The 25,820-nt window shown below is 59.9% G+C and carries 22 protein-coding genes and 1 pseudogene; 14 read left to right on the top strand and 9 right to left on the bottom strand.

Annotation, left to right across the window (positions count from 1 at the left end):
* Positions 1-15: 15 nt before the first annotated feature.
* Complete coding sequence (mglC, locus tag GT756_RS17365; RefSeq protein WP_002912871.1) at positions 16-1,026, top strand: galactose/methyl galactoside ABC transporter permease MglC; 1,011 nt, start codon at positions 16-18, stop codon at positions 1,024-1,026.
* A 69-nt stretch (positions 1,027-1,095) separates the two neighbouring features.
* Here the strand turns inward: mglC and sanA are convergent, their stop codons facing one another.
* The 4 genes from sanA to GT756_RS17345 all read right to left on the bottom strand — a co-directional run bounded on the left by sanA (position 1,096) and on the right by GT756_RS17345 (position 4,190).
* Positions 1,096-1,812, bottom strand: coding sequence for an outer membrane permeability protein SanA (gene sanA / locus GT756_RS17360; RefSeq protein WP_004201624.1), 717 nt, complete (start codon positions 1,810-1,812; stop codon positions 1,096-1,098).
* 275 nt (positions 1,813-2,087) lie between these two features.
* Positions 2,088-2,972 carry a cytidine deaminase gene (cdd, locus tag GT756_RS17355; protein ID WP_049093651.1) on the bottom strand — a complete coding sequence of 295 codons (885 nt, stop codon included), beginning with the start codon at positions 2,970-2,972 and terminating at the stop codon, positions 2,088-2,090.
* Positions 2,973-3,100: 128 nt separating this feature from the next.
* Positions 3,101-3,796, bottom strand: coding sequence for a CidB/LrgB family autolysis modulator (locus tag GT756_RS17350; protein ID WP_004201621.1), 696 nt, complete (start codon positions 3,794-3,796; stop codon positions 3,101-3,103).
* Positions 3,786-4,190, bottom strand: coding sequence for a CidA/LrgA family protein (locus GT756_RS17345; protein ID WP_004201620.1), 405 nt, complete (start codon positions 4,188-4,190; stop codon positions 3,786-3,788). Before GT756_RS17345 ends, GT756_RS17350 begins: the two co-directional genes overlap by 11 nt.
* A gap of 357 nt (positions 4,191-4,547) precedes the next feature.
* Here GT756_RS17345 and dusC point away from each other — a divergent pair, with 357 nt between their 5' ends.
* The 5 genes and pseudogenes from dusC (at position 4,548) to GT756_RS17320 (ending at position 11,603) form a co-directional block, all read left to right on the top strand.
* Positions 4,548-5,480, top strand: a complete 933-nt coding sequence (dusC, locus tag GT756_RS17340; RefSeq protein WP_021313273.1) for a tRNA dihydrouridine(16) synthase DusC — start codon at positions 4,548-4,550, stop codon at positions 5,478-5,480.
* Positions 5,481-5,836: 356 nt separating this feature from the next.
* Positions 5,837-7,201 carry a carbohydrate porin gene (locus GT756_RS17335; protein WP_064183471.1) on the top strand — a complete coding sequence of 455 codons (1,365 nt, stop codon included), beginning with the start codon at positions 5,837-5,839 and terminating at the stop codon, positions 7,199-7,201.
* Positions 7,202-7,356: 155 nt separating this feature from the next.
* On the top strand, positions 7,357-8,190 hold the full coding sequence (gene bglG, locus GT756_RS17330; protein WP_160124958.1) for a transcriptional antiterminator BglG: 834 nt from the start codon (positions 7,357-7,359) through the stop codon (positions 8,188-8,190).
* A gap of 28 nt (positions 8,191-8,218) precedes the next feature.
* A pseudogene (gene bglF, locus GT756_RS17325) lies at positions 8,219-10,193 on the top strand (PTS beta-glucoside transporter subunit IIABC).
* Positions 10,194-10,208: 15 nt separating this feature from the next.
* Positions 10,209-11,603 carry a glycoside hydrolase family 1 protein gene (locus GT756_RS17320; protein ID WP_160124956.1) on the top strand — a complete coding sequence of 465 codons (1,395 nt, stop codon included), beginning with the start codon at positions 10,209-10,211 and terminating at the stop codon, positions 11,601-11,603.
* 33 nt (positions 11,604-11,636) lie between these two features.
* Here GT756_RS17320 and GT756_RS17315 read toward each other — a convergent pair whose 3' ends face one another.
* Positions 11,637-12,371, bottom strand: coding sequence for a bifunctional 2-polyprenyl-6-hydroxyphenol methylase/3-demethylubiquinol 3-O-methyltransferase UbiG (locus GT756_RS17315; RefSeq protein ID WP_023318739.1), 735 nt, complete (start codon positions 12,369-12,371; stop codon positions 11,637-11,639).
* Positions 12,372-12,499: 128 nt separating this feature from the next.
* Here GT756_RS17315 and mdtQ point away from each other — a divergent pair, with 128 nt between their 5' ends.
* Complete coding sequence (mdtQ, locus tag GT756_RS17310; protein WP_064189972.1) at positions 12,500-13,939, top strand: multidrug resistance outer membrane protein MdtQ; 1,440 nt, start codon at positions 12,500-12,502, stop codon at positions 13,937-13,939.
* Between the two features lie 33 nt (positions 13,940-13,972).
* Here mdtQ and GT756_RS17305 read toward each other — a convergent pair whose 3' ends face one another.
* Positions 13,973-14,542: a DedA family protein gene (locus tag GT756_RS17305; RefSeq protein ID WP_023318737.1), complete on the bottom strand. Its 570-nt coding sequence runs from the start codon at positions 14,540-14,542 to the stop codon at positions 13,973-13,975.
* A gap of 153 nt (positions 14,543-14,695) precedes the next feature.
* On the opposite strand from GT756_RS17305, the gene GT756_RS17300 reads away from it, so the two are divergent.
* Together GT756_RS17300 and pbpG are read left to right on the top strand one after the other, a co-directional pair.
* The gene (locus tag GT756_RS17300) at positions 14,696-15,283 is read left to right on the top strand and encodes a Yip1 family protein (RefSeq protein ID WP_004201605.1); all 588 of its coding nucleotides are present in this window, start codon (positions 14,696-14,698) and stop codon (positions 15,281-15,283) included.
* A gap of 188 nt (positions 15,284-15,471) precedes the next feature.
* Positions 15,472-16,422, top strand: coding sequence for a D-alanyl-D-alanine endopeptidase (gene pbpG, locus GT756_RS17295; protein WP_170921485.1), 951 nt, complete (start codon positions 15,472-15,474; stop codon positions 16,420-16,422).
* A gap of 343 nt (positions 16,423-16,765) precedes the next feature.
* Here the strand turns inward: pbpG and GT756_RS17290 are convergent, their stop codons facing one another.
* A complete protein-coding gene (locus GT756_RS17290; RefSeq protein WP_002912829.1) occupies positions 16,766-17,320 on the bottom strand; it encodes a GNAT family N-acetyltransferase in 555 nt (184 codons plus the stop codon).
* Between the two features lie 85 nt (positions 17,321-17,405).
* Positions 17,406-19,151 (bottom strand): D-lactate dehydrogenase, encoded by a 1,746-nt coding sequence (gene dld / locus GT756_RS17285; protein WP_004201602.1) that lies wholly within the window; start codon positions 19,149-19,151, stop codon positions 17,406-17,408.
* A gap of 194 nt (positions 19,152-19,345) precedes the next feature.
* Between dld and bglX the strand changes: the two genes are divergently transcribed.
* From bglX to GT756_RS17260, 5 genes are all read left to right on the top strand, one after another.
* On the top strand, positions 19,346-21,643 hold the full coding sequence (bglX, locus tag GT756_RS17280) for a beta-glucosidase BglX (RefSeq protein WP_160124955.1): 2,298 nt from the start codon (positions 19,346-19,348) through the stop codon (positions 21,641-21,643).
* 136 nt (positions 21,644-21,779) lie between these two features.
* Positions 21,780-22,697 (top strand): ABC transporter substrate-binding protein, encoded by a 918-nt coding sequence (locus GT756_RS17275; RefSeq protein WP_049092377.1) that lies wholly within the window; start codon positions 21,780-21,782, stop codon positions 22,695-22,697.
* 7 nt (positions 22,698-22,704) lie between these two features.
* Complete coding sequence (locus tag GT756_RS17270; RefSeq protein WP_160124954.1) at positions 22,705-23,862, top strand: ABC transporter permease; 1,158 nt, start codon at positions 22,705-22,707, stop codon at positions 23,860-23,862.
* Positions 23,855-24,802 (top strand): ABC transporter ATP-binding protein, encoded by a 948-nt coding sequence (locus GT756_RS17265; protein WP_017899338.1) that lies wholly within the window; start codon positions 23,855-23,857, stop codon positions 24,800-24,802. Before GT756_RS17270 ends, GT756_RS17265 begins: the two co-directional genes overlap by 8 nt.
* Positions 24,786-25,523, top strand: a complete 738-nt coding sequence (locus GT756_RS17260) for an ABC transporter permease (RefSeq protein WP_017899339.1) — start codon at positions 24,786-24,788, stop codon at positions 25,521-25,523. The genes GT756_RS17265 and GT756_RS17260 overlap by 17 nt, the downstream gene beginning before the upstream one ends.
* Here GT756_RS17260 and GT756_RS17255 read toward each other — a convergent pair.
* Positions 25,498-25,611, bottom strand: a complete 114-nt coding sequence (locus GT756_RS17255) for a protein YohO (protein WP_002912762.1) — start codon at positions 25,609-25,611, stop codon at positions 25,498-25,500. The two genes, GT756_RS17260 and GT756_RS17255, sit on opposite strands and share 26 nt — an antisense overlap.
* Between the last annotated feature and the right edge of the window lie 209 nt (positions 25,612-25,820).

Below are 25,820 nucleotides of genomic sequence, written 5' to 3'. Positions count from 1 at the left end.
GATCAGGGGCTTCACATGAGTGCGTTAAATAAAAAGAGTTTTCTCACTTACCTGAAAGAGGGTGGGATATACGTCGTCCTTCTGGTCCTGTTGGCCATTATTATTTTCCAGGATCCGACATTTTTAAGTCTGCTCAACCTGAGTAATATTCTGACCCAGTCCTCGGTGCGTATTATTATTGCCCTCGGCGTGGCCGGGCTTATCGTCACGCAGGGCACGGACCTCTCCGCCGGCCGTCAGGTGGGACTGGCGGCGGTGATTGCCGCGACCATGCTGCAGGCGGTGGATAATGCCAACAAGGTGTTCCCGGATATGGCGACCATGCCGATCCCACTGGTCATCCTGCTGGTATGCGCCATCGGGGCGGTCATCGGGCTGATTAACGGGATCGTCATTGCCTATCTGAACGTAACGCCGTTTATTACCACCCTCGGGACCATGATCATCGTCTACGGCATTAACTCGCTGTACTACGATTTCGTGGGCGCGTCGCCGATCTCCGGCTTCGACAGTCACTTCTCCCATTTCGCGCAGGGGTTTGTGGCGCTGGGCTCGTTCCGCCTGTCCTACATTACCTTCTACGCGCTGATTGCCGTCTTCTTTGTCTGGATCCTGTGGAACAAGACGCGCTTTGGCAAAAACATTTTCGCTATCGGCGGTAACCCGGAAGCGGCGAAAGTCTCCGGGGTTAACGTGGCGTTGAACCTGCTGATGATCTATGCCCTCTCCGGGGTGTTCTACGCCTTCGGCGGCCTGCTGGAAGCCGGTCGTATCGGCTCGGCGACCAATAACCTCGGCTTTATGTACGAACTGGACGCCATCGCCGCCTGCGTGGTGGGCGGTGTATCGTTCAGCGGCGGGGTAGGGACCGTATTCGGCGTGGTGACAGGGGTAATTATCTTCACCGTGATCAACTACGGCCTGACCTACATTGGCGTCAACCCTTACTGGCAGTACATCATTAAGGGGGCGATCATTATCTTCGCCGTGGCGCTGGATTCCCTGAAATACGCCCGTAAGAAGTAATTTATGCCTGAGTAAAAACCCGCGCCTGGCGCGGGTTTTTTATACCTGAAACGGATGCGATGATGGAGGCTACTTTTCTTTCTGCAGCTCCAGCAGCTGCTCCGGCGTGACCGCCGGGTAGGACTGGGCGTCATCCGGCACGTCGTGCTGCTGCGCCGGAATCGGGATTAAAGGGCCAAGGAAGCGCGGTTCCCGTTTGAAGATGTAGAGGTCCGCCAGCGCGCCAAAGCGGGCGCCGAATTCGCGCAGCCGCACGCTCCACATATCCTTCGGCGACGGCACCGCGTAGCACTGGGCCTGGATCCCCATATGCAGGGCGATAAACAACGCCCGTTCGCAGTGGAAGCGCTGGGTGATGATAATGAAGTCGTTGGTGTCGAACACTTTGCGGGTGCGGACGATCGAATCAAGCGTGCGGAAACCGGCATAGTCCAGCACGATATCCGCCGGATCGACGCCGCCTTTGATCAGGTCCCGGCGCATCGTCATCGGTTCATTGTAGCTTTGCAGGGCGTTATCCCCGCTCAGCAGCAGATAGTTGACCTTGCCGCTGTTGTAGGCGTTGAGCGCGCCCTGGATGCGGTAGCGGTAATACTGATTGATTACCCCGGTGCGGTAGTATTTAGCAGTGCCCAGCACCACGCCGACCTGGCGGTAGGGGAGATCCTGCAGCTCGTCATAGATATAGGGCGCGGTTTTCCAGCTCATCCAACGGTCAAGACCCAGCACGGTCAACAGCAGCAGGCCGAGCAGGACTAACAGGCTGTAGAACACACGCTTTAACATGAACTTGGCTCAATAATAGACAACGGAGTCTTCAGGCTACTTTACCCGCCGGGTAAGCGCAAGAAACCCGCGTTTGATTGCGGGGATTTTCAGCAATATAGACAGATCGCCGAACGCAGGCCGGGTAAGGCGTGAGCCGACACCCGGCATAGGGATCTTCAGCTCGCCATGGCGCGAACCGTAGGTCGGGTAAGCGTAGCGCCACCCGACACCTAAGGGTATAAAAGGTCGGCCGGATAAGCCGAAGACGCCATCCGGCCGTCTGCGCAGGCGGATTAACCTAACAGCACCCGCTCGATATTGTGGCAGCCCAGCGCCTTCAGGGTGGCGACGGTGGCGTCCCACTGAATTAGCGCCGCATCGGCTTTCTCCGCCAGGATCGCCCGCTGGATGTCCGGATAATCATAGCCGTTGAGGCTGAGGAGATTCAGCGCCCCCTGCAGCGGCGGCAGCGTCGGGTTGAACGCCGCGTTTTCCGCATAGCTGCCGCTGAAAAGGGTGCCATCTTTCAGCTCCAGCGCTACGCCGGAAGGCGAGTGGCTGTACGGCGCGTGGCAGCGGTTAGCGGCCTCAATCGCCGCCTGGGACAGGGCATCGCCGCTGACCGGGAAGCCGTGGTTCTGGTGGTCCATCAGCAGGGTTTTGATCTCCAGGTCTTTCGGGCCGAAGGCATCCGGCAGATAGTGCTGCAGCGCATGGGCTTCGCGACCGGGCAGATGAATGCGCAGCGCCAGTCCGCTGTTCAGTTCGTTCATAAACTGACGACAATGGCCGCACGGCGTGTAGTTCACCGTGATAGCGCGCAGGGAGGTTTCACCGCGCAGCCAGGCGTGGCTGATGGCGCTCTGCTCTGCATGGACGGTCTGCTGCATGGTGGCGCCGAGAAACTCCATGTTGCCGCCAAAGTACCAGCGGCCGCTGACGCCGCGGGCGATAGCCCCGACGTTAAAGTGAGAAAGGTCGGCGCGCGCGCAGGCGGCGGCCAGCGGCAGTAGCGCAAAGGCCAGCGCGTCTTCGTCCAGACCTGTCGCCTGTTGCAGCGTCGCCACCTGATCGGCTTCGAGCAGCGCCGGGAAGTGCGGGTCGGCGAGCATCGGGGAGATGGCCGCCTGCAGGTCTGCTGCCAGGGTAGTCAAAGCAGCTTGAAAACGTGAGTGCATAGCGTTGCCTCATAACAGTGTAATGGGGAACCAGTGTACGGGCGTCAAGGGGTTTCAAATGTGATTTACATCCCATTGCTAATGCAACTTTTCTTTGTTGCATTAAGAAATGTGACTTGAATCACAATTCATCCCACCACCGCGAGGATCAGCGGGAATAAAAATGGCGCCATCAACGAGGTGATGATCCCGCACAGCACCAGCGCCAGCGAGCTGAACGCTCCTTCCTGATAGTCCAGTTCCGCACAGCGGGCGGTACCGAGGGCGTGCGAGGCGGTGCCCATCGACAGGCCACGCGATGCTTTGGTGCGAATACGCATCAGGTTGAGCAGCGTATGGCCGAATACCGCGCCAAGGATACCGACAAAAATCACGCACACGGCGCTGATGGCCGGGATGCCGCCGATACTGCCGCTCACCGCCATCGCAATCGGCGTGGTCACCGATTTGGGCAGAACAGAGGCGGCGATTTGCGGCGTGGCGCCCATCAGCAGGGCCACGGTGGTGCCGGTGATCATCGCCACACAGCTGCCGATAAAGCAGATGGTGATGATCGATTTCCAGCGCGCGCGGATCTGGTGCAGCTGTTCATATAGCGGGAAGGCTAGCGCGACCACCGCCGGCTGCAGCAGATCGTTCAGGATCTTGCTGCCGGCAAAATAACGTTCATAGGAGATCCCGGTCAGCAGCAGAAAGGGAATAATCACCACCATCGCCACCAGCAGCGGGTTGAGCAGCGGGAATTTGAAGCGGGCCGCCAGTTTGCGGGCGAGGAAAAAGACGATCAGGGTAAGCGGTAGCGACCACCAGATTTCATGCATCATTTTTCTTTTCCTTTTGCCCAATCACTTTACGTTCGCCATGCACCAGATGGGAACTCCAGCTCACCACCACAAACACCACCAGCGTGCTGATGGCGCAGGAGATAACGACAGGCCCAAGCTGGGCGCGTAGCAGATCCCAGTACTGCATCACGCCGACGCCGATCGGCACGAACAGGAGCGCCATATAGCGGATCAGGATATTGCAGCCGGGGTTGACCCACTGCGGCGGCATGATTTGCAGCGCCAGCAGCACGAAGAGGATCAGCATGCCGATGATGCTGCCGGGGATGGTGATGGGCAGCAGCCCGGCGATAAATATTCCGGCGTACAAGCAGGCGTAAATCAGGACGAAAGCCCGCAGGTACTGCCAGATAATAGTCAGCGATTTACTCATGGTAATAACCCTTGATGAAGTGAATTCATCATACAATTAATCCCTAAAATGTGCTACCGATCACATCATGAATTCTATGCATAGCGCTTATAGCTTACGGGAACCATCGTCTCGCCCGTCAGAGTCCGAAGCCTTGCGGCTTAGACGGTTTCTCTCCCCACGCTACCTTGCTGGACGAGGCGCGGCAAATAAAGGTAAATGAGACGCCACAGGCCCCTGTAAAGCATAGAGATTATCTCGCCGTTTTGCCGCCTCGGGCGTCCGGGGACCGGAGTGCGCCGGGTCGGACGCATTGAGCGCTTTCAACCAACGCCCGGAGGCGCTACCATAGCGCCTCTTTTTTTTCCGGGTAACGATATGCGTGTACTACTGGCGCCGATGGAAGGCGTGCTCGATTCGCTGGTGCGCGAGCTGCTGACCGAGGTTAACGATTACGATCTGTGCATCACCGAATTTCTGCGCGTGGTGGACCAACTGCTGCCGGTCAAATCGTTCTACAGGCTGTGCCCGGAACTGCATCATCAAAGCCGCACTCCGTCCGGTACCCGCGTGCGCGTCCAGCTGCTGGGACAATATCCCGAGTGGCTGGCGGAAAACGCCGCCCGCGCGGTGGCGCTGGGGTCGTGGGGCGTTGATTTAAACTGCGGCTGTCCGTCGAAGCTGGTGAACGGCAGCGGCGGTGGGGCGACGCTACTGAAAGATCCAGAGCTGATCTATCGCGGCGCGAAAGCCATGCGCGAAGCGGTCCCTGCGGATTTACCGGTGACCGTCAAGGTGCGTCTCGGCTGGGACAGCGGTGAACGGCGCTTTGAAATCGCCGACGCGGTGCAGCAGGCGGGGGCCAGCGAACTGGTGGTTCACGGCCGTACCAAAGAAGATGGCTACAAAGCCGAACGCATCAACTGGCAGGCGATCGGCGAGATCCGCCAGCGCCTGACTATCCCGGTGGTCGCCAACGGTGAAATCTGGGACTGGCAAAGCGCCCAGGATTGTATGGCTGTCACCGGCTGCGATTCGGTGATGATTGGCCGCGGGGCGCTCAATGTGCCGAACCTCAGCCGGGTGATCAAATACAACGAACCGCGCATGCCGTGGCCGCAGGTGGTCCAGCTGTTGCAAAAATATACCCGCCTGGAAAAGCAGGGTGATACCGGTCTGTATCATGTGGCGAGAATTAAGCAGTGGTTAGGCTATTTACGCAAGGAATATACCGAGGCGCTGACCCTGTTTAATGAAATTCGCGCCCTGCAAACGTCTGCTGAAATAGCGGCGGCGATCGGCCGCTATTAACCGCCATACTGTTATTCGCTTCACATATTATTACTTGCATGCCTATTGATGATAGGCATGGGTTGAATAAATTGATAATGTGCGGTCAATCAATTCAGGATTGCTACTGAACTCAGGCAAAACCTAAGCACTTTCGTCATTCGTGGCGCAAAGTGCTTAGGTTTTTTTTTGGTAAAAATTCAGGGTGGATAAAATGATGATGTAAAACAATGAGATGTGAATAACGATTTCTCTGGCATTGTCGCGGTTTTATTACCGACGGACGCTTTTTGCCATTCATTTTTAAAAAAAGAAAACGGGTAAATAAATAGCCTGGGGATCCCCTTTGTTTTTATTCAGTCACGGTGGATATCACAATGCATAACAAAAAAATAAATCAGCTTTTGATCGGCGCTATGCTGGCGACCATGGCGCCTGCCGTGAGCGCCGCGGACATCCCGGCGTGGAACGGCAGCGCGCTGGGGTTTGAAGCCGGGCAGCAAGGGCTGCTGGGCGATATGCTAGGCATTCGTCCGATCCTTGAAGAGAACGGCTTTCATTATAATCTCGGCTATCTTAACGAGATGGCCTACAACGCCGGCGGCGGTTATGACCATGATAAACACCTGGCCTATATTGACCAGGTGTCATTGACCTTTACCCAGGATCTGGAGCGCTGGACCGGCATACCGGACGCGCGGCTTGAGGGCAATATCGTCAACCGCAACCATGATGATAACCTCACCACGAAACGGCTGCAGGATCCGCGGGTGAGTTTCAACGATCTATCGCAGGAGAGCTGGGGCGGCGGGTCGATTACCCGCCTTGGCTGGCTCACCTTTGCCCGCAGCTTTGACGACCGCCGCCTGACCTGGCGCATCGGCATGATGAACAAGGTGCAAACCTTCGACCAGATCATTCCCTGCGATTTTCAGCTGCTGACCCAGTGCGGTGGGAAATCGGCCAACTCGCTGACCTGGAATAACTGGAACATTCACACCTGGGGCACCACCCTGGAGTACAAGCTGACGCCGACGGTCACCCTGAAAGGCGGGGTGATGGAGCAAAACCCGCAGGCTACCGCGCGCAGCCACGCGTGGAGCTGGTCGACGAAGGGCAGCAAAGGCATTTTACTGCCAATGGAGATCGAAACCCGTCCGCTGATTAATGGCCTGCCGGGAGCCTATAACCTTGGCGTTGTCTGGACTAACGCGCCGCAGAGCGACCTCTACAGCGGTAAATCCGGCGGCGCCGGGGCGACCGATCCGCAAGGTTACGCCGAGCACGACAGCACCTGGTTTATGTACGCCGGCCTGAACCAGCAGATCACCCGCCACGCCGACGACCCGCTGCGGGGAATGAGCGTCTCACTGAGCGGCAGCCTCAGCGACCAGCGCAGCAACTATATCCACTCCGCCGTCGCCGCCTCAATGCGCTACCGCGGTCTGTTTGACGCCCGGCCGGAGGACTGGATTGGCTTCGGCCTGACGTGGATCGACATGAGCAGCCACTACGCACGTAATCAGCGCTATATGAATCAGATAAGCGGCGCCACCGACTATAACGATCCGGCTTACCAGCCGGTGGCCGGTCATTCGCTGAACGGTGAGCTCTATTATCGCTTCCGCCCGGTCTCCTGGCTGGAGCTGCAGCCGGGCCTGCAGTACTGGCACCGTCCGGGCGGCGTCGCGCAGACCCAGGACGCGTGGGTAGTGGAGTGGAAAACCGTCGTGACCTTCTGATAGTCGCGATCTTAATCACGTTTTTTCACTTGTCAGGTTGAGCGCGCAGCAGAAGTTGTTACAGTGCGGGTGTTGGATTGCAACTGCTGCGGCAGGCAAAACCTGATCACCTGGCGTTTCGTCGGGGGTCAGGTTTTTTTGTTTCTGGGGTCTATATGCAAATCGCCAAAGTACTCAATAACAATGTGGTGGTGGTTCTCGACGAGCACCGGCGCGAACAGGTGGTGATGGGGCGAGGGCTGGCCTTTCAGAAACGCCCGGGCGACGTGCTGGACGACAGTAAAATTGAAAAAGTTTTCGCCTTACAAAGCGATGAGCTGGTCGGCCGCTTAGGCGAGCTGCTCAGTCAAATACCGTTAGAAGTGATGACCACCTGCGATCGCATTATCGACCTGGCACGCGGACGGCTGGGCAAGTTACAGGAAAGTTTGTACATCACGTTAACGGATCACTGTCATTTTGCTATCGAGCGGCAGAAAAAGGGCATCGCACTGCGTAACGTGCTGCTGTGGGAGATTAAGCGGCTGTATCCGAAGGAGTTCGCGCTGGGCCAGGAGGCAAGGGCCATCATTGCCAAAAGGCTAGGCGTGGCGCTGGCGGAGGATGAAGCCGGATTTATCGCCCTGCATCTGGTGACGGCGCAGCTCAACAGCGAAATGCCGGAGGTCATGCACGTGACCCGGGTGATGCAGGAGATCCTGCAGCTGGTGAAGTATCAGCTGCAGCTGAACTACGACGAGGAGTCACTGAGCTATCAGCGTTTCGTCACCCACCTGAAGTTTTTCGCTCAGCGGATGCTGACCCGCACGGTGGTGGAAGATGACGACGTCTCGCTGCACAGCGCGGTGAAAGACAACTACGCCAAAGCGTGGAACTGTGCGGAAACGGTGGCGACGCATCTGCAAAAGCAGTATCAGCGTGCGCTGACCACCGAAGAAATTATGTTTCTTGCCATTCATATTGAACGGGTAAGAAAAGAGGGACGCTAAGTCTCCCGACAAACTGGATTGTTACTGCATGATGCAGGCAAAACCTGAGCGCGACGCCTACCGGCGTGGTTCTCGGGTTTTTTTTATTTTTACTACTCAGTCGCCGGTTGTCTGCGGGCAGCGGCAGTAAGGAAAAGAGCATGGAATATAAAGCACTCGCGCAGGATATTCTCAACCGCGTCGGCGGCAAAGAGAACATTGTGAGTCTGGTTCACTGTGCGACACGTCTGCGTTTTAAACTGAAGGATAACGGCAAAGCCGATGCCGAAGGGCTGAAGGCCAATCCGGGCGTGATTATGGTGGTGGAGAGCGGCGGCCAGTTTCAGGTGGTGATTGGCAACCACGTTCACGACGTCTGGCTGGCGGTGCGCCAGGAGGCGGGGTTAAGCGATGACAGCGAACCGGTTGCCGAGGAAAAAGCGGCCAAAGGATCGGTGTTAAGCCAGCTTATCGACATCATCTCCGGCATTTTTACACCGTTTATCGGCGTGATGGCGGCAACCGGTCTGCTGAAAGGCCTGCTGGCGCTGGCGGTGACCTGCGGCTGGCTTACGCCGGAGCAGGGGACTTATAAAATCTGGTTTGCTGCCAGCGACGCGCTGTTCTTTTTCTTCCCGCTGTTTCTTGGCTATACCGCCGGGAAGAAGTTTGGCGGCAACCCGTTTATCTCGATGGTGATTGGCGGGGCGTTAACCCACCCGCTGATGATTCAGGCCTTTGAGGCCAGCCAGGCGCCGGGCGCGGCGGTGGAGTACTTTCTCGGCATTCCGGTGACCTTTATCAACTACAGCTCGTCAGTGATCCCGATTATTCTCGCCTCATGGGTCTCCTGCTGGCTGGAGCGCAAGAGCAACGCGCTGTTGCCGTCATCGATGAAAAACTTCTTCAGCCCGGCCATCTGCCTGGCGGTGGTGGTCCCGCTCACCTTCCTGGTGATTGGCCCGGTCGCCACCTGGCTGAGCCATCTGCTGGCCAACGGCTACCAGTTCATTTATGCGTTTGCGCCATGGCTGGCGGGCGCGGTACTGGGCGCCATGTGGCAGGTGTGCGTTATTTTCGGCCTGCACTGGGGGCTGGTGCCATTGATGATCAATAACATGACGGTGCTTGGTCACGACTCCATGCTGCCTATTATCCTCCCGGCAGTGATTGCCCAGGTGGGCGCCGTGCTCGGTATTTTCCTCGCCACCCGCGATGCGCGCCAGCGGGTGCTGGCCGGTTCCGCCTTCTCCGCCGGGCTGTTCGGCATCACCGAGCCGGCTATCTATGGCCTGACTCTGCCGCTGCGCCGTCCGTTTATCTTCGGCTGTGTCGCCGGGGCGATTGGCGGGGCGATCACTGCCTTTAGCAACAGTTATGCCTACTCGTTTGGCCTGCCAAACATCTTTTTCCCGGCGCAAATGATCCCGCCCGGCGGGATTGACGCCAGCGTCTGGGGCGGGCTTATCGGCACCGGCGTGGCTTTCGTGCTCGCCTGCGTGCTGACCTTCTTCGCCGGCCTGCCGCGCGCCAGCGCCGCGCCGGGCGCCGTGGCGGTAGCGCCGGTCTCGGCAAATGACATCCTTGCGCTGATGAGCGGCAGCGTCATCGCCCTCGATCAGGTGCCGGACAGCACCTTCGCCAGCGGCCTGCTGGGGAGAGGAGTCGCCATTATCCCGGCTGTGGGCAAAGTCATTGCCCCATTCCCGGGCGAAGTGGCTTCCCTGTTTCAGACTAAACACGCCATCGGCCTGCAGAGCGACAGCGGCATCGAGCTGCTGATCCACGTTGGCATCGACACGGTCAAACTCGACGGCGTGCCGTTTACCGCGCATGTGAAAGAGGGCGACAGGGTACAGGCCGGCGATCTGCTGATTGAGTTCGATCGTCAGGCGATTCTGGACGCCGGCTACGACCTGGTGACCCCGATCATTATCAGCAACAGCGACGACTACCGGGAGATTGATACGGTGGCGTCCAGCACCGTCGAAGCCGGTCAGCCGCTGTTGTCAGTCAGCCATTAATCACAGGAGAAAAAGATGAAAACATTCCCGACGGATTTTTTATGGGGCGGCGCGACCGCGGCCAATCAGGTGGAAGGTGCTTATCTGGAAGATGGCAAAGGCTTATCCACCTCCGATGTGCAGCCGCACGGCGTGTTCGGCGAAGTGGTCGAGCGCGTACCCGGCGACAGCGGCATAAAAGATGTGGCGATCGATTTTTACCATCGCTATCCGGAAGATATTGCCCTGTTTGCCGAGATGGGCTTTAACTGCCTGCGAGTCTCCATCGCCTGGACCCGCATCTACCCCAACGGCGACGACGCCGAGCCGAACGAAGCCGGCCTCGCGTTCTACGACAAGCTGTTCGACGAGATGGCGAAGCACAGCATCACCCCGCTGGTGACGCTGTCGCATTATGAAATGCCATGGGCGCTGGTAAAAAACTACGGCGGCTGGGGCAGCCGGGAGGTGATTAGCTTCTTTGAGCGCTACGCCCGGACGGTGTTCAGCCGCTATAAAAATAAGGTCAAACTGTGGCTGACCTTTAACGAAATCAATATGTCGCTACATGCCCCGATGACCGGCGTCGGCCTGCCGGCCGGCAGCAGCAAAGGCGAGGTGTATCAGGCCATTCATCACCAGCTGGTGGCCAGCGCTCTGGCGGTCAAAGCCTGTCATGAGCTGGTGCCCGAGGGCAAAATCGGCAATATGCTGCTCGGCGGGCTGATGTATCCCCTGAGCTGCAAACCGGAAGATGTGTTTGAGACGCTGCAGGAGAACCGCAGCTGGCAGTTCTTCGGCGACGTGCAGGCGCGCGGGGCGTACCCGGGCTATATGCAGCGCTTTTTCCGCGACAACGGCATCACGCTCGACATCACCGAGGCCGATCGCGAAACGCTGAAAACCACCGTCGATTTTATCTCCTTCAGCTACTACATGACCGGGTGCGTCACCGCCGATGAGGCGCTGAACCAGCAGGCGCGCGGCAATATACTTAGCATGGTGCCGAACCCGCACTTGGCGAGCTCGGAGTGGGGCTGGCAGATAGACCCCCTCGGCCTGCGTACGCTGCTGAACGTGCTGTGGGATCGCTATCAGAAGCCGCTGTTTATCGTGGAAAACGGTCTGGGCGCCAAAGATAAGGTGGAAGCCGACGGCAGCATTAATGATGACTACCGCATCAGCTACCTGAACGACCACCTGGTGCAGGCGCGGGAAGCCATTGACGATGGCGTTGAGCTGATGGGCTTTACCAGCTGGGGGCCGATTGACCTGGTGAGCGCCTCGAAGGCGGAGCTGTCGAAGCGCTACGGCTTTATCTATGTTGACCGCCATGATGACGGCACCGGCACCCTGGCACGCAGTAAGAAGAAGAGCTTTGACTGGTATAAAGAGGTGATTGCCAGCCGCGGCGCCAGCCTGAAAGCGTAATGCTTCCCCGCCCGGCCATCGCCGGGCGAGGGATCAGCCCGGTTTACGCGCGCGCAGTAAAAAGATCATCGGACGCTCTTTCTCTTCATCCAGGGCGGGCTGTTGAGCAATCTGTTCGGCGCTCGGACCCCACTCATCCAGCTGCTCCAGCACAAAACCAGCGGCGATAAGCGCGTTTACCCAGCTTGAGAGTTTGCGGTGCTGTTTAATGACGCCCTCGGCAAACCAGTTGCTTACGCGCTCGCCCTCCTGCTGATAGTGGCTGACCGGCCAGCTTTTTTGCCCCTGCTCATTTACCTGCCATCCCTGCTGCAGCGGCGCGGTATAGATGGGATGTTCCGCGGAAAAGACCAGGATGCCGCCAGGGACCAGCGCCTGCTGCAGGGCGGTGAAGAGCGGGGCGATGTCTGGTAAGTAATGGAGCGCCAGTGAGCTGTAGACCAGATCGCAGCTGTTGGCGGGCAACGTCAGGGTTTGCAGATCGGCGCAGCGGTAGTCAATCTCATCCCCGCGGGTCATCTCTCGCGCCTGCGCCAGCATACGTCGGGAGATATCAAAACCAATTATCTGGCTGGCTCCCTGCTGCAGCGCCCAGCGGCAAAACCAGCCGTAGCCACAACCGAGATCCACCACCCGCAAACCGGTTACTGGCGGCAGCATTGCCTGCAGCGATGGCCACTCTGGTGCACCCTCCAGTCCCTTCACCGAGCGATCGAGGGTCGCATAGCCGGCAAAGAACTGCGGGTCGTCATAAATATTCTGACTCATATTCATCCCTTGAATTGATAAGGTTGTTTATTTTTAGCTAACTAATAATTTAGTCACACGCTTTACTAAACGCGTTTAATTCAATTAATTTATGATAACCAACCTGATTACGTTATCTGACCTGTTAAATGAAATTGATATTAAAAAATAGCGTGCTGGCGGCGTTGCCCCTGGCCATCGCGCTGGCTGGCTGCGCGCCTTCTCATGAGGTCGCTAATCCGCCGCAGCAGCAAATTCCGGCTTCCCACGTTTCCATGGATCTTCCCGCCGCCGTCCAAAATGGCTGGCCACACACCGACTGGTGGAAAGACTACCACGATGCCCAACTGGATAATCTGATTCAGCGCGCACTCGCCTACGCGCCGGACATGCAGATTGCCGAACAGCGCATCAGGCTTGCTGAAGCGCAGGCGCGAATGTCGCAGGCGAATCTTGGCCCGGAGATGGATTTCTCCGCCGATATCGAACGGCAGAAAATGTCCGCTGAAGGCCTGATGGGGCCGTTCGCCACCGATACCGACGGCAATACCGGCCCGTGGTACACCAATGGCACCTTCGGCCTGACTGCCGGCTGGGATCTCGATCTGTGGGGCAAAAACCGCGCGCTGGTGAAAGCGCGCATCGGCGAGCTGAAAGCCCAGGTGGCCGAGCAGGCCCAGACCCGCGAGCTGCTCTCCGGCAGCGTGGCGCGCCTGTACTGGCAGTGGCAGACGGAAGCGGCGATCAAAGCGGTGCTGCAGCAGGTGAAAAACGAGCAAAATAATATCGTGACGGTCGACAAGGCCCTGTATCAGCGCGGGATCACCAACTCCGCCGAAGGGGCGGAGAACGATATTAACGTCAGCAAAACCGACCAGCAGCTGGCGGACGTGGCGGGCACGATGAAAGAGATTGAAGCGCGGCTGATGGCCCTGACCAACAGCCAGAGCCAGTCGCTGAACCTCAAACCCGCCAGCCTGCCGACGGTCAGCGCGCAGCTGCCGGATACCCTCGGCTATGAGCTGCTGGCGCGCCGCCCGGATCTGCAGGTCGCTCACTGGTATATCGAGGCGTCGCTGAGCGAAGTGGACGCGGCGAAGGCGGCGTTTTATCCGGACATCAACCTGATGGCGTTCCTGCAGCAGGATGCCCTGCACTTAAGCGATCTTTTCCGCCATTCGGCGCAGCAGATGGGCGTCACCGCCGGACTGACGTTGCCGATCTTCGACAGCGGTCGTCTCAATGCTAATCTGGATATCGCCAGCGCGCAGAACAGCCTGTCCATCGCCCAATACAACAAAGCGGTGGTGGACGCCGTCAACCAGGTGGCGAAAACCGCCAGCCAGGTTGAGACGCTGATGGCCAAAAGCCAACAGCAGCAGCAGGTTGAAAAAGACGCCCAGCGGGTGGTGGATCTGGCGCAGGCCCGAATGGCGGCGGGGATCCTGCCCGGCTCCAGGGTGAGCCTGGCGAAACTCCCGGCGCTGCAGGAGCGTATCACCGCCTTGCGCCTGCACGGCCAGTGGATTGACGCCAGCATTCAGCTGACCTCGGCCCTTGGCGGCGGCTACCATCAGACGGTGAAGTAACCGCCAACCACGGTGCGCCCGCGGGCGCGCCGCTCAGTCTTTCTTCTTACTCTCGCGCCGCCTGAGCCACCAGTGGGCGGCCACGACCACCAGCACCGCGAGGATCAGCCAGATCCAATGCTTAAGATGGGCGTCCAGATGGTGCAGCCACGGGCCGACCACCTCGCCGCCAAGATAGCCTATGGTAGTAAACAGCAGGGCCCACACCAGCGCTCCGACAATATTCAGCGGCAGGAAAATGCGCGGCGGCAGGCGGCTGGCGCCGATCAGCAGGGGGCCGATCACCCGGAAGCCGTACATAAAGCGGGTGCCGATGACAAACAGCCACGGCCGGTGCTGGATCATGCGCTGCGCTTTCCGGATCCGCGCCTTCTGGCTGGCGAAACGGCGCAGAATGCGCCCGCCGAAGCGGCGACCAAGCAGATAGAGCAGCTGATCGCCAATCATCCCGCCGAGGGCGACGGCGATCACCACCAGGGGAAACTTCAGTAGCCCCTGATGCGCTGCGACGCCGCCCAGCAGGGTAATGGTCTCACCTTCCGCCATGCTGCCGACGATCAGCGCCGCGTAGCCATACTGGGAAATCAGGTGATTGATATCCATAAACAGCTTTTCTCCTTACCTCATCACCTCTTAATCATACACCCTGCTGACCAAAACGCGGCGAAGCAGATTTTTTGCGCTGTACACAAAATAATCTGCAGGGTGAATTATACTTGAATCAGTGCAGTACGAAGCCGTGACAAGGGGGACGCTATGAACCATGTCTGGGGGCTCTTCGCTCATCCCAACCGGGAGATGAGCGTGATTAAGAGCGAGAATGAAACCATTTCTCATCACTATACGCACCATGTGCTGCTGATGGCGGCGGTTCCGGTGGTTTGCGCCTTTATCGGCACCACGCAGTTGGGCTGGAACTTCGGCGACGGCACTATTATTAAACTGTCGATGTTGACCGGGCTGGCGCTGGCGGTGCTGTTTTATGCCGTGATGCTCGCCGGGGTGGCGATCATGGGGCGGGTCATCTGGTGGATGGCCAGGCAGTATCCACAGCAGCCTTCCCTGAAACGCTGCATGGTATTTGCCGGCTATGTGGCCACACCGCTGTTCCTGAGCGGGATTGTGGCGCTCTATCCGCTGGTCTGGCTATGCGCGCTGATCGGTACCATTGCCCTGTTCTATACTGGCTATCTGCTCTATCTCGGGATCCCGACCTTCCTGAGCATTAACCGGGAAGAGGGGCTCAGTTTCGCCAGCTCAACCCTGGCCATCGGGGTGCTGGTGCTGGAAGTCCTGCTGGCGATCACCGTGGTGCTGTGGGGGTATGGCTACCGACTCTTCTGATCGGACGTAGCGGGTCAATATGCATTGCCGGCAAATATGTATTTTATGTCGGCAATGCAGCATTTCTTCACGATTCTTATTAGGCACAGGGCCTTACAGCGCGGTATGATGGCGTTTGCCAGCGAAGTTGCCCACTTAACCTCGCGGCGTACGTTGCATAACGTGCAAAAATACTTTTCAGAATGCCCATGATGCCGAAATTTCGAGTCTCTTTGCTCAGCCTGACCTTGCTGATGGCTGTGCCTTTTGCGCCCCAGGCGTTAGCAAAAACCTCCGCGGCGGTGACCGCCTCGCAGCCGGACATCGCTTCCGGCAGCGCCATGATCGTCGATCTGGCCACCAAAAAAATCATCTACGCCAGCCAGCCGGATCTGGTGCGCCCGATGGCGTCGATCACCAAGGTGATGACCGCCATGGTGGTGCTCGATGCCCATCTGCCGCTGGATGAGATGCTGACGGTGGATATCAGCCATACCCCGGAAATGAAGGGGATTTACTCGCGCGTGCGTCTCAACAGCCAAATCAGCCGCCGCGATATGCTGCTGCTGGCGCTGATGTCTTCCGAGAACCGTGCGGCCGCCAGCCTGGCGCATCACTATCCTGGCGGCTACGACGCCTTTATTCGCGCGATGAACGCCAAAGCGCAGGCGCTGGGTATGACCCATACCCGCTACGTGGAGCCCACCGGACTGTCAGTGCATAACGTCTCCACCGCCCGCGATCTGACCAAACTGCTGATCGCCAGCGAGCAGTACCCGCTGATCGGCCAGCTGAGCACCACCAAAGAAGAGACCGCCACCTTTGCCCATCCGGCCTACAGCCTGCCGTTCCGCAACACTAACCATCTGGTGTATCGCGACAACTGGAACATCCAGCTGACCAAAACCGGCTTCACCAACGCCGCCGGCCACTGCCTGATTATGCGCACGGTGATCAACCAACGCCCGGTGGCGCTGGTGGTGATGGATGCCTTCGGCAAATATACCCACTTTGCCGACGCCAGCCGTTTGCGCACGTGGATCGAGACCGGGAAGGTGATGCCGGTGCCGGCTTCGGCGCTGAGCTATAAGAAGCAGCGCGAAGCGCAGATGGCGGAGGCGATGCTGAAAGGCGGCGCCCAGACCGCGCAGAACGATTAACCTGCACATCCCCCGGATGGCGGCTGACGCCTTATCCGGCTTGGGTGATTTGGCGCCGGGTTCGCCCCCTTCGTAGGCCCGGCAAGCGCAGCGCCGCCGGGCAATCAGGCCGATTGCCGGTGTTTGTGCCGGATGGCGGCTGACGTCTTATCCGGCCTGGGTGATTTGGCGCTGGGTTCGCCCCCTTCGCAGGCCCGGCAAGCGCAGCGCCGCCGGGCAATCAGGCCGAGTGCCGGTGGTTGTGGCGGATGGCGGCTGACGCCTTAGCCGGCCTGGGGAACCGCGCTGAACGGTAGCCCGGCTGAGGCGTTTACGCCGCGAGCCGGGGATTTGACGCCGAATATTACTCCGGGAGCGTCCAGTCGCCGTCACCCAGCGCGCGCTGCATAATCAACGTATCCCGCCAGTCGCCCATCTTATAGCCGACGCTGCGCAGCTGACCCGCCACGGTAAAACCGAACTTTTTATGGATCGCCAGCGAGCCGGCATTGTTATGGCCATCGCCGATGATCGCCAGCATCTGCCGCCACGGGCCTTTCTCGCATTCGGCGATCAGCCGCGACAGCAGCGCGCTGCCGATGCCGCGCCCGCCCATTCCGGATTCCACGTAGATCGATTCCTCGAGGGTATAGCGATAGGCCGGGCGCGGGCGATAGAAAGTGGCGTAGCAGTAGCCGACGATAGCCCCGCGCCACAGCGCGACCAGCCAGGGCAGCCCGTTATCGCGCACGGTCTGGATCCGTTTACGCATTTCGTCAACGGTGGGGGGGATCTCTTCGAAGGAGGCGCGGCCATTAAGCACGTGCCAGACATACAGCGCGGCGATGGCGTGCGCATCGTCGGGCAGCGCTTCACGAATTTCTAAATCACTGTCGAGTAACGGGGCCTCTGCGGGCATGGCGGCGCTCCTGAATCTGCCGGAGAGACATTCTCCGGCGTGCAGCGTAATACAGAAGCGCCAGGCTGAATAGCCCTGCCGCCGATTATTGCGGATCCGCCGGGGAGACCGGCGCCGGGGCCGCTTCACCCCAATATTTCTGCTTACTGGTTTTACCAATCCCCGGGTTCATGCTGTTGGTCGGATCGTTCTGGCGATAGAACTGCTGCAGGCTCTCCGGCGCTTCATACAGATGACCCACGTTATGCTCCGCCGGGTACTGGGCGCCGCGCGCTTTCAGCAACTCCAGCATCTGCTCCTTCAGCGCATGGGCATCGACCCCTTTCTTGACGATGTAATCCTGATGGAACACATGACACATAAAGTGGCCATAGTAGAGCTTGTGCACCAGCTGGCTGTCGATCTCCGGCGGCAGATGTTCGAACCACTCGGTATCGTTGCGGCGCAGGGCGATATCCAGCGCCAGAATATCTTCGACTTCGTCGGCATGCACCGCCTGATAGCGGATCGCCGCGCCGGCGGCGGCAAAGCGGTGGAGGAATGCCTTGCTGCCTTCTTCTGGCGTACAGGCGAAGAAATCTCCCTCGGCCTGCTGGAAGTATTCCGTCAGCCAGCGCTGTGCTTCTTCGATGCCGTCGCCGGCCATCTTCAGCAGCAGATGGTGTTCATATTTGTCGCGCCAGGTTTTCATCCGCTCCGGTAAATGCGCCGGGAAGACGTGGCCGAGCTTCTGCATAAAGCGGTCGGTAAAGTGCGGTTTAAACAGCGACACTTTCTCCAGCATCGCGTCGGTGCGCCCCTTCATGGTGAAGAAGAACGGCATTTTGTCGGTGCCGAGCTTGTCGATCATCAGGAAGGTGTCTTTGCCATACTTCTCGGCGATATCGTAAATATCGCGGTGCATATATTCCCCGGCCACCGGCAGATGCTGGAACTCGGCGAGGATATGGCGGCGGATCTCGGTCAATACCTGCGGCTGGTTGGTGCCAATGTAAAACACCTGCTGGCGCTTTTCCGCCGGGAAGGTATCGAGACGCACGGCGAAAACCGCCAGCTTGCCGGCGCAGCCGGAGGATTCGAACAGGCGGTCCGGGTCAGCGTTGTAGCGTGCCGGGGTGTCGGCATCGACATCGCGCACGCGGGTAACATAGTCGTGATCGTGGGCGTGGCGGCCATCGTGCAGCACATCGCTATCACTGATCCGCTCGTCGTCGAGTCGGCTGAGGATCTGCTCCGGCGTACTGCCGAGATCGATGCCCAGATGGTTGACCAGCTTCAGCTTGCCGTCGGCGTCAATCTGTGCGAACAGCGACATCTCGGTGTAGGCCGGCCCGCGCTGCACCAGGGAACCGCCGGAGTTGTTGCAGATCCCGCCGATCACCGACGCGCCGATGCACGATGAGCCGATCACTGAGTGCGGCTCGCGCCCCAGCGGTTTCAGCGCTTTTTCCAGTGAGTAGAGCGTGGTGCCGGGCCAGGCCAGCACCTGCTCGCCTTTGTCCAGCAGATGCAGTTTATCCAGGCGCAGGGTGCTGATAATCACGATCTCGCGATCGTAATCATTGCCGTTGGGGGTGGAGCCTTCGGTCAGGCCGGTGTTGGCCGCCTGCATCAGAATGATTTTATCGGCGTCGACGCAGGCGTTGAGCACGCGCCAGAGTTCCAAAAGGGTGCCGGGAAAGACAACCGCCAGCGCCTCGCCCTGACCGGAGCGGAAGCCTTTGCGGTAGCGCTGGGTTTTTGCCGGGTCGGTCAGCAGATGCGAAGGGCCAACCAGGCGCGCGAGGTCAGCCAGAAACGTTTTATTGGTGTTAGTGGGTGCAGATGACATGTTCCACTCCTTGTGGTGGTGCGCGAAATATCGAGGATAAGCATAGCGCTTTGTATGACAATTTGATGCATGAATGTTTCGCAAAAATCAGAGAAGAACCTTAGCATTCTGCGGGCGCGTTGTTTATATATATGGCAAACTGCGGTTTTTATTATGTTTTACCGAGTCCCCGTCTGAGAAAAAGCGAGATAACAATGAAATGGCTCTGCACTGTAGGCGTCGCCGTGAGTCTGGCGCTGCAACCCGCGCTGGCGGATGAACTGTTTGGTAACCACCCCCTGACCCCGCAGGCGCGGGATGCTTTTGTCACCGACCTGCTGAAAAAAATGACCGTAGACGAGAAAATCGGCCAGCTGCGTCTGATAAGCGTCGGCCCGGATAACCCCAAAGAGGCGATCCGTGAAATGATCAAAAACGGTCAGGTGGGGGCGATTTTTAATACCGTTACCCGGCCGGATATCCGCGTTATGCAGGATCAGGTGATGCAGCTCAGCCGCCTGAAAATCCCGCTGTTCTTTGCCTACGATGTGCTGCACGGCCAGCGTACCGTGTTCCCGATAAGCCTCGGCCTGGCCTCGTCGTTTAACCTTGACGCGGTGAAGACCGTGGGCCGGGTGTCAGCTTATGAAGCTGCCGATGACGGGCTGAATATGACCTGGGCGCCGATGGTCGACGTCTCCCGCGACCCGCGCTGGGGACGCGCTTCCGAAGGGTTCGGGGAAGACACCTATCTGACCACGATGATGGGTCAGGCGATGGTGGAGTCGATGCAGGGCAAAAGCCCGGCGGACCGCTATTCGGTGATGACCAGCGTCAAGCACTTCGCCGCCTACGGCGCGGTGGAGGGCGGGAAAGAGTACAACACGGTCGACATGAGCCCGCAGCGCCTGTTCAACGACTATATGCCGCCGTATAAAGCCGGGCTGGATGCCGGCAGCGGCGCGGTGATGGTGGCCCTGAACTCGCTGAACGGCACCCCGGCGACCGCCGATTCCTGGCTGCTGAAAGATGTCCTGCGCGACCAGTGGGGCTTTAAAGGCATTACGGTCTCCGACCACGGCGCCATTAAAGAGCTGATCAAGCACGGCGTGGCCTCCGACCCGGAAGACGCGGTGCGCGTGGCGCTCAAGTCCGGCATCAACATGAGCATGAGCGACGAGTATTACAGCAAGTACCTGCCGGGGCTGGTGAAGTCCGGCAAGGTGACCATGGCCGAGCTGGATGACGCCACCCGTCACGTGCTTAACGTCAAATATGATATGGGGCTGTTCAACGATCCGTACAGCCACCTGGGGCCAAAAGATTCTGACCCGCAGGACACCAACGCAGAAAGCCGTCTGCATCGTAAAGAGGCGCGGGAAGTCGCCCACGAGAGCCTGGTGCTGCTGAAAAACCGGCTTGATACGCTGCCGCTGAAAAAATCCGGCACTATCGCGGTGGTGGGCGCGCTGGCGGACAGCAAACGCGACATGATGGGCAGCTGGTCGGCAGCGGGCGTGGCCGACCAGTCGGTGACCGTCCTGACCGGCATCAAAGAAGCGCTGGGCGATAACGGCAAAGTGATTTACGCCAAAGGGGCGAACGTTACCGACGACAAAGGCATTGTCGATTTCCTCAACCTGTATGAGAACGCGGTGCAGGTTGACCCGCGCTCGCCGCAGGAAATGATCGACGAAGCCGTCGCGGCGGCGAAGCAATCCGACGTGGTGGTTGCCGTAGTGGGCGAGGCGCAGGGCATGGCCCATGAGGCCTCCAGCCGGACCGACATCACCCTGCCGCAGAGCCAGCGCAACCTGATTGCCGCCCTCAAGGCCACCGGCAAACCGCTGGTGCTGGTGCTGATGAACGGCCGTCCGCTGGCGCTGGTGAAAGAGGATCAGCAAGCCGATGCGCTGCTGGAGACCTGGTTTGCCGGCACCGAAGGCGGGCATGCCATCGCCGACGTGCTGTTTGGCGACTATAACCCGTCGGGCAAGCTGCCGATGTCCTTCCCGCGCTCGGTGGGGCAGATCCCAACCTACTACAGCCACCTGAATACCGGTCGTCCGTATAATCCTGAGAAGCCGAACAAGTACACCTCGCGCTACTTCGATGAAGCCAACGGCCCGCTGTACCCGTTTGGCTACGGCCTGAGCTATACCACCTTTAGCGTCTCCGATGTCACCATGTCGTCGGCCACCCTGCCGCGCGACGGCAGCGTGACCGCCAGCGTGCAGGTGACCAACACCGGCAAACGCGAAGGGGCGACGGTCATTCAGCTGTATCTGCAGGACGTCACCGCCTCCATGAGCCGGCCGGTGAAAATGCTGCGCGGCTTTAAAAAGGTCAACCTCAAGCCGGGCGAAACGCAAACCGTCAGCTTCCCGATCGACGTCGACGCGCTGAAGTTCTGGAACCAGCAGATGAAATACGTCGCTGAGCCGGGCAAATTCAATGTCTTTATCGGCGTGGACTCCGCCCGCGTGAAGCAGAGCGAGTTTGAGCTGTTGTAAGGCATAGCCCTTAAGCCCAACGTCACACTTAAAAGGCCGATTAATCGGCCTTTTCTTTTTCGTATCGCTGGCAAATGGACTACGCTTTTCTCTTAAGCTTCTGTAAGCGAAGCGCAAAAGAACTGAGGGATGCGGGATGAAGATGGCGACGAAATGGTCCGGCGCGCTGGCGCTGGCCGCCCTGATAAGTATGCCGCTGCAGGCGGCGGAGCCGGTGAAGGTCGGCTCGAAAATTGATACCGAAGGGGCGCTGCTCGGTAATATGATCCAGCAGGTGCTGGAAAGCCACGGCGTCAAAACGATTAACAAAATCCAGCTCGGCACCACGCCGGTGGTGCGCGGGGCGATTGTCGCCGGCGAGCTGGATATCTACCCGGAATATACCGGCAATGGCGCTTTTTTCTTTAAAGATGAAAACGACCCGGCATGGAAAAATGCCCAGCAGGGCTATGAGAAGGTGAAGCGCCTGGATCAGGAGAAACATCAGCTGGTATGGCTTACCCCGGCGCCGGCCAACAACACCTGGACCATCGCCGTGCGTCAGGAGCTGGCGGAGAAAAATCACCTGACTTCGCTGGCCGACCTCAGCCGCTATCTGCAGCAGGGCGGCGAATTTAAGCTGGCGGCCTCGGCGGAGTTTATTGAACGCCCGGACGCGCTGCCGGCGTTTGAAAAAGCGTATGACTTCAAACTTAACCAGAACCAGCTGCTGTCGCTGGCCGGGGGCGATACGGCGGTGACCATCAAAGCGGCGGCGCAGCAGACCTCCGGCGTCAACGCGGCGATGGCCTACGGCACCGACGGCCCGGTGGCGGCCCTGGGATTACAGACGCTGAGCGACCCGCAGGGCGTGCAGCCGATTTACGCCCCAACGCCGGTGGTGCGCGAGACGGTGCTGAAAGCCTACCCGCAGATCGCCGACTGGCTGAAGCCGGTCTTCGCCAGCCTCGATGAAAAGACCCTGCAGCAGCTGAACGCCCGCATCGCGGTGGAAGGCCAGGATGCGAAGCGCGTGGCGGCAGATTATCTGCAGCAGAAAGGCCTGCTGAAGTAAGCCACCGGTGACCATTCGCTGTACTCACCGCGTCGGCCTGCTGCTGACAGGCCTGCTGCTGGTTACGCTGGCGCTGCCGTTTATCACTTACGCGCCGAATCGCTTACTCTCCGGGGAAGGGCGCGGGCTGTGGCAGGTGATGCCCTGGCTCGCCGGCGTTCAGCTGGCGGCAGCCCTCGCCGGGATCCTGCTCTGCTGGCTGCCGGGCAGGGTCGCGCCGCTTCTCCATCTGCTGCTGGCCGAACTGCTCTTCCCGCTGCTTATCTGGGGCAGCGGCCAGGCGGCGCTTGAGCTCTCCCGGCACGGCTCGCCGCTGGCGCGCACCTCGCCCGGCAGCGGCCTGTGGCTGTCGCTGGCGCTCTGCCTGCTGCTGGCCAGCGAGGCCATTCGTCATCTTACCGCCCGGCCGCTGTGGCGCTGGCTGCTCAATGCGCAAGTCTGGCTTCTGCCCATCATCCTGCTCGCCGCCGGGGCGCTCGATCAGCTCTCGCTGCTGAAAGAGTATGCCAACCGCCAGGAGGTGTTTGACGACGCTCTGCGCCAGCATCTGCTTCTGCTGTTTGGCACCCTGCTGCCGGGCCTGCTGATCGGCCTGCCGCTGGGGGTATGGCTCTGGCGGCGTCCGCGCTGGCAGGCGCCGGCCTTCACTGTGCTCAATGTGATCCAGACTATCCCGTCGGTGGCGCTGTTCGGCCTGCTGATTGCCCCGCTTGCCGGTGTGGCGCGCTATTTTCCGGCGCTGGGCGAGCTGGGCGTCTCCGGGACCGGCGTGGCGCCGGCCCTGATTGCCCTGACGTTGTATGCGCTGCTGCCGCTGGTGCGTGGGGTGGTGACCGGCCTGCAGCAGGTGCCGCAGGATGCGCTGGAGAGCGCGACGGCGATGGGCATGAGCGCCGGGCAGCGCTTTCGCCAGGTGCAGCTCCCGCTGGCGATGCCGGTGCTGCTGCGCAGCCTGCGGGTGGTCAGCGTGCAAACCGTCGGCATGGCGGTGGTGGCGGCGCTGATCGGCGCCGGTGGCTTTGGCGCGCTGGTATTTCAGGGGCTGCTGAGCAGCGCGCTGGATCTGGTGCTGCTGGGCGTGATACCGACCATTGCCCTGGCGGTGGTGGTGGATGCTCTGTTCGCCCTGTGGGGCGCCTGGCTAAAAGGAGAGGCCAATGATTGAGTTTCAAGGGGTCAGCAAAGCGTTTGCCGGCCACCCGGCGGTGAAGGACCTGACCCTGGAGCTGCGCGAAGGCGCCTTTTCGGTGCTGGTGGGAACCTCCGGCTCGGGCAAGTCGACGACGCTGAAAATGATCAACCGCCTGCTGGAGCCGGACCGGGGCATGATTCGCTTTGCCGGCGAAGACATCCGCCAGCAGCCGCTCCTGACCCTGCGGCGACGGATGGGCTATGCCATCCAGTCTATCGGCCTGTTTCCCCACTGGACGGTGGCGCAGAATATCGCCACCGTGCCGCAGCTGCAAAAATGGCCGCGGGCGAGGATCGCCGACCGGGTCGACGAGCTGATGGCGCTGTTGGGGCTGGAGGCGACGCTGCGCGACCGCTACCCCCATCAGCTTTCCGGCGGCCAACAGCAGCGGGTCGGGGTGGCGCGGGCGCTGGCGGCAGACCCGGAGGTGCTGCTGATGGATGAACCCTTCGGCGCTCTCGACCCGGTGACCCGCGAGGCGCTGCAGCAGGAGATGCTGCGCATTCACCGCCTGCTGGGGCGGACGATTGTCCTGGTGACCCATGATATTGACGAAGCGCTGCGTCTGGCGGACCACCTGGTGCTGATGGACGGTGGCGAGGTGGTCCAGCAGGGGGCGCCGCTGGCGATGCTCCTGCGGCCAGAGAATAGCTTTGTGCAGACCTTTTTTGGCCGCAGCGAGCTGGGCGTGCGCCTGCTGTCGCTGCGTGAGGTGCGGGACTATCTGCGCCCCGACGAGCGGCTGGCGGGCGAGGGGCTGATCGTCACCATGACCCTGCGGGAAGCGCTATCGCAGTTTGTCGCCCGGCGCTGCGAGGCGCTGCCGGTGGTGGATGCCGAGGGGCAGCCCTGCGGCACGCTGCATTTTGCCGATCTGCTGCGCCAGGAGGCGAGTCATGAAGGCGCTTCGTGAGCCGTTGTGGTGGCTTATCGCGCTGTTCATCGGCCTGCTGATGGGGCTACCCTACAGCGCGCCGCTGTTCAGCCGGCTGTTTCCGGAGCTGCCGCGGCCGGTTTACCAGCAGGAGAGCTTCTGGGCGCTCACTCTCGATCACGGCTGGCTGGTAGTGGTATCCAGCCTCGTGGCAACCGCCGTCGGGCTGGGGGCAGGGGTGGCGGTTACCCGGCCCGCGGGCAGCGCGTTTCGTCCGCTGGTGGAGACCATCGCCGCTATCGGGCAGACCTTTCCGCCGGTGGCGGTGCTGGCGATGGCGGTACCGGTGCTGGGCTTTGGCTGGCTGCCGGCGCTGATCGCCCTCGCGCTGTATGGCATACTGCCGGTGCTGCAGGGGACGCTGGCCGGGCTGGGATCGATACCGTCGGGCGTGTCAGATGTGGCAGAAGGGATGGGAATGACCGGCTGGCAGCGTCTGTATAAGGTGGAGCTGCCGCTGGCGGCCCCGGTGATCCTGGCGGGGATCCGCACCTCGGTCATCGTCAATATTGGTACCGCGACGATAGCCTCGACGGTGGGGGCCAATACGCTTGGGACGCCGATCATCATCGGCCTGAGCGGGTTTAATACCGCCTATATTGTGCAGGGGGCGCTACTGGTGGCGCTGGCGGCGATCATTGTCGACCGCGCGTTTGAGCGTCTGACCCGCTGGATCAGCCGACACCGCCACGCACAATAAAGGAATAGCCGGCCAGCATTACGCCGCTGATCCCGCCGATGGCCATAAGTAAGAAGAGAGTGACGACCGCGATTTTCGCTGGCTTCATAATAGGCTCCTGATGTTAACAGGGGGATTATACGGTGAAGCGCAGGTGTTAATGAAACATTAATTGCGGTTTAGCGCGCCGCGCCGGGCTTTTTGCCGCTTTGGCTGAGCAACGCGCCGCAAAAAAGTGTGATCCTGCCCGTCATTTTTCATTTTTATGCAGGGCTTCAAAGAAAGTTTTCGCCAGTCAGGGTATGGTACGCGCTTTCT

It is taken from the genome of Klebsiella sp. Q2 (assembly GCF_009900705.1).
GTDB classification, from domain to species: Bacteria; Pseudomonadota; Gammaproteobacteria; order Enterobacterales; family Enterobacteriaceae; genus Klebsiella; species Klebsiella quasipneumoniae.
Note: the sequence above shows the minus strand (reverse complement) of the source record. Positions and strands in the feature narration are given on the sequence as shown.

What these genes read in the sequence shown, in the direction of transcription:
- mglC (WP_002912871.1), top strand. Translation starts at nt 16, where the DNA reads ATGAGTGCGTTAAATAAAAAGAGTTTTCTCACTTACCTGAAAGAGGGT.
- sanA (WP_004201624.1), bottom strand. Translation starts at nt 1,812, where the DNA reads ATGTTAAAGCGTGTGTTCTACAGCCTGTTAGTCCTGCTCGGCCTGCTG.
- cdd (WP_049093651.1), bottom strand. Translation starts at nt 2,972, where the DNA reads ATGCACTCACGTTTTCAAGCTGCTTTGACTACCCTGGCAGCAGACCTG.
- GT756_RS17350 (WP_004201621.1), bottom strand. Translation starts at nt 3,796, where the DNA reads ATGATGCATGAAATCTGGTGGTCGCTACCGCTTACCCTGATCGTCTTT.
- GT756_RS17345 (WP_004201620.1), bottom strand. Translation starts at nt 4,190, where the DNA reads ATGAGTAAATCGCTGACTATTATCTGGCAGTACCTGCGGGCTTTCGTC.
- dusC (WP_021313273.1), top strand. Translation starts at nt 4,548, where the DNA reads ATGCGTGTACTACTGGCGCCGATGGAAGGCGTGCTCGATTCGCTGGTG.
- GT756_RS17335 (WP_064183471.1), top strand. Translation starts at nt 5,837, where the DNA reads ATGCATAACAAAAAAATAAATCAGCTTTTGATCGGCGCTATGCTGGCG.
- bglG (WP_160124958.1), top strand. Translation starts at nt 7,357, where the DNA reads ATGCAAATCGCCAAAGTACTCAATAACAATGTGGTGGTGGTTCTCGAC.
- GT756_RS17320 (WP_160124956.1), top strand. Translation starts at nt 10,209, where the DNA reads ATGAAAACATTCCCGACGGATTTTTTATGGGGCGGCGCGACCGCGGCC.
- GT756_RS17315 (WP_023318739.1), bottom strand. Translation starts at nt 12,371, where the DNA reads ATGAGTCAGAATATTTATGACGACCCGCAGTTCTTTGCCGGCTATGCG.
- mdtQ (WP_064189972.1), top strand. Translation starts at nt 12,500, where the DNA reads ATGAAATTGATATTAAAAAATAGCGTGCTGGCGGCGTTGCCCCTGGCC.
- GT756_RS17305 (WP_023318737.1), bottom strand. Translation starts at nt 14,542, where the DNA reads ATGGATATCAATCACCTGATTTCCCAGTATGGCTACGCGGCGCTGATC.
- GT756_RS17300 (WP_004201605.1), top strand. Translation starts at nt 14,696, where the DNA reads ATGAACCATGTCTGGGGGCTCTTCGCTCATCCCAACCGGGAGATGAGC.
- pbpG (WP_170921485.1), top strand. Translation starts at nt 15,472, where the DNA reads ATGATGCCGAAATTTCGAGTCTCTTTGCTCAGCCTGACCTTGCTGATG.
- GT756_RS17290 (WP_002912829.1), bottom strand. Translation starts at nt 17,320, where the DNA reads ATGCCCGCAGAGGCCCCGTTACTCGACAGTGATTTAGAAATTCGTGAA.
- dld (WP_004201602.1), bottom strand. Translation starts at nt 19,151, where the DNA reads ATGTCATCTGCACCCACTAACACCAATAAAACGTTTCTGGCTGACCTC.
- bglX (WP_160124955.1), top strand. Translation starts at nt 19,346, where the DNA reads ATGAAATGGCTCTGCACTGTAGGCGTCGCCGTGAGTCTGGCGCTGCAA.
- GT756_RS17275 (WP_049092377.1), top strand. Translation starts at nt 21,780, where the DNA reads ATGAAGATGGCGACGAAATGGTCCGGCGCGCTGGCGCTGGCCGCCCTG.
- GT756_RS17265 (WP_017899338.1), top strand. Translation starts at nt 23,855, where the DNA reads ATGATTGAGTTTCAAGGGGTCAGCAAAGCGTTTGCCGGCCACCCGGCG.
- GT756_RS17260 (WP_017899339.1), top strand. Translation starts at nt 24,786, where the DNA reads ATGAAGGCGCTTCGTGAGCCGTTGTGGTGGCTTATCGCGCTGTTCATC.
- GT756_RS17255 (WP_002912762.1), bottom strand. Translation starts at nt 25,611, where the DNA reads ATGAAGCCAGCGAAAATCGCGGTCGTCACTCTCTTCTTACTTATGGCC.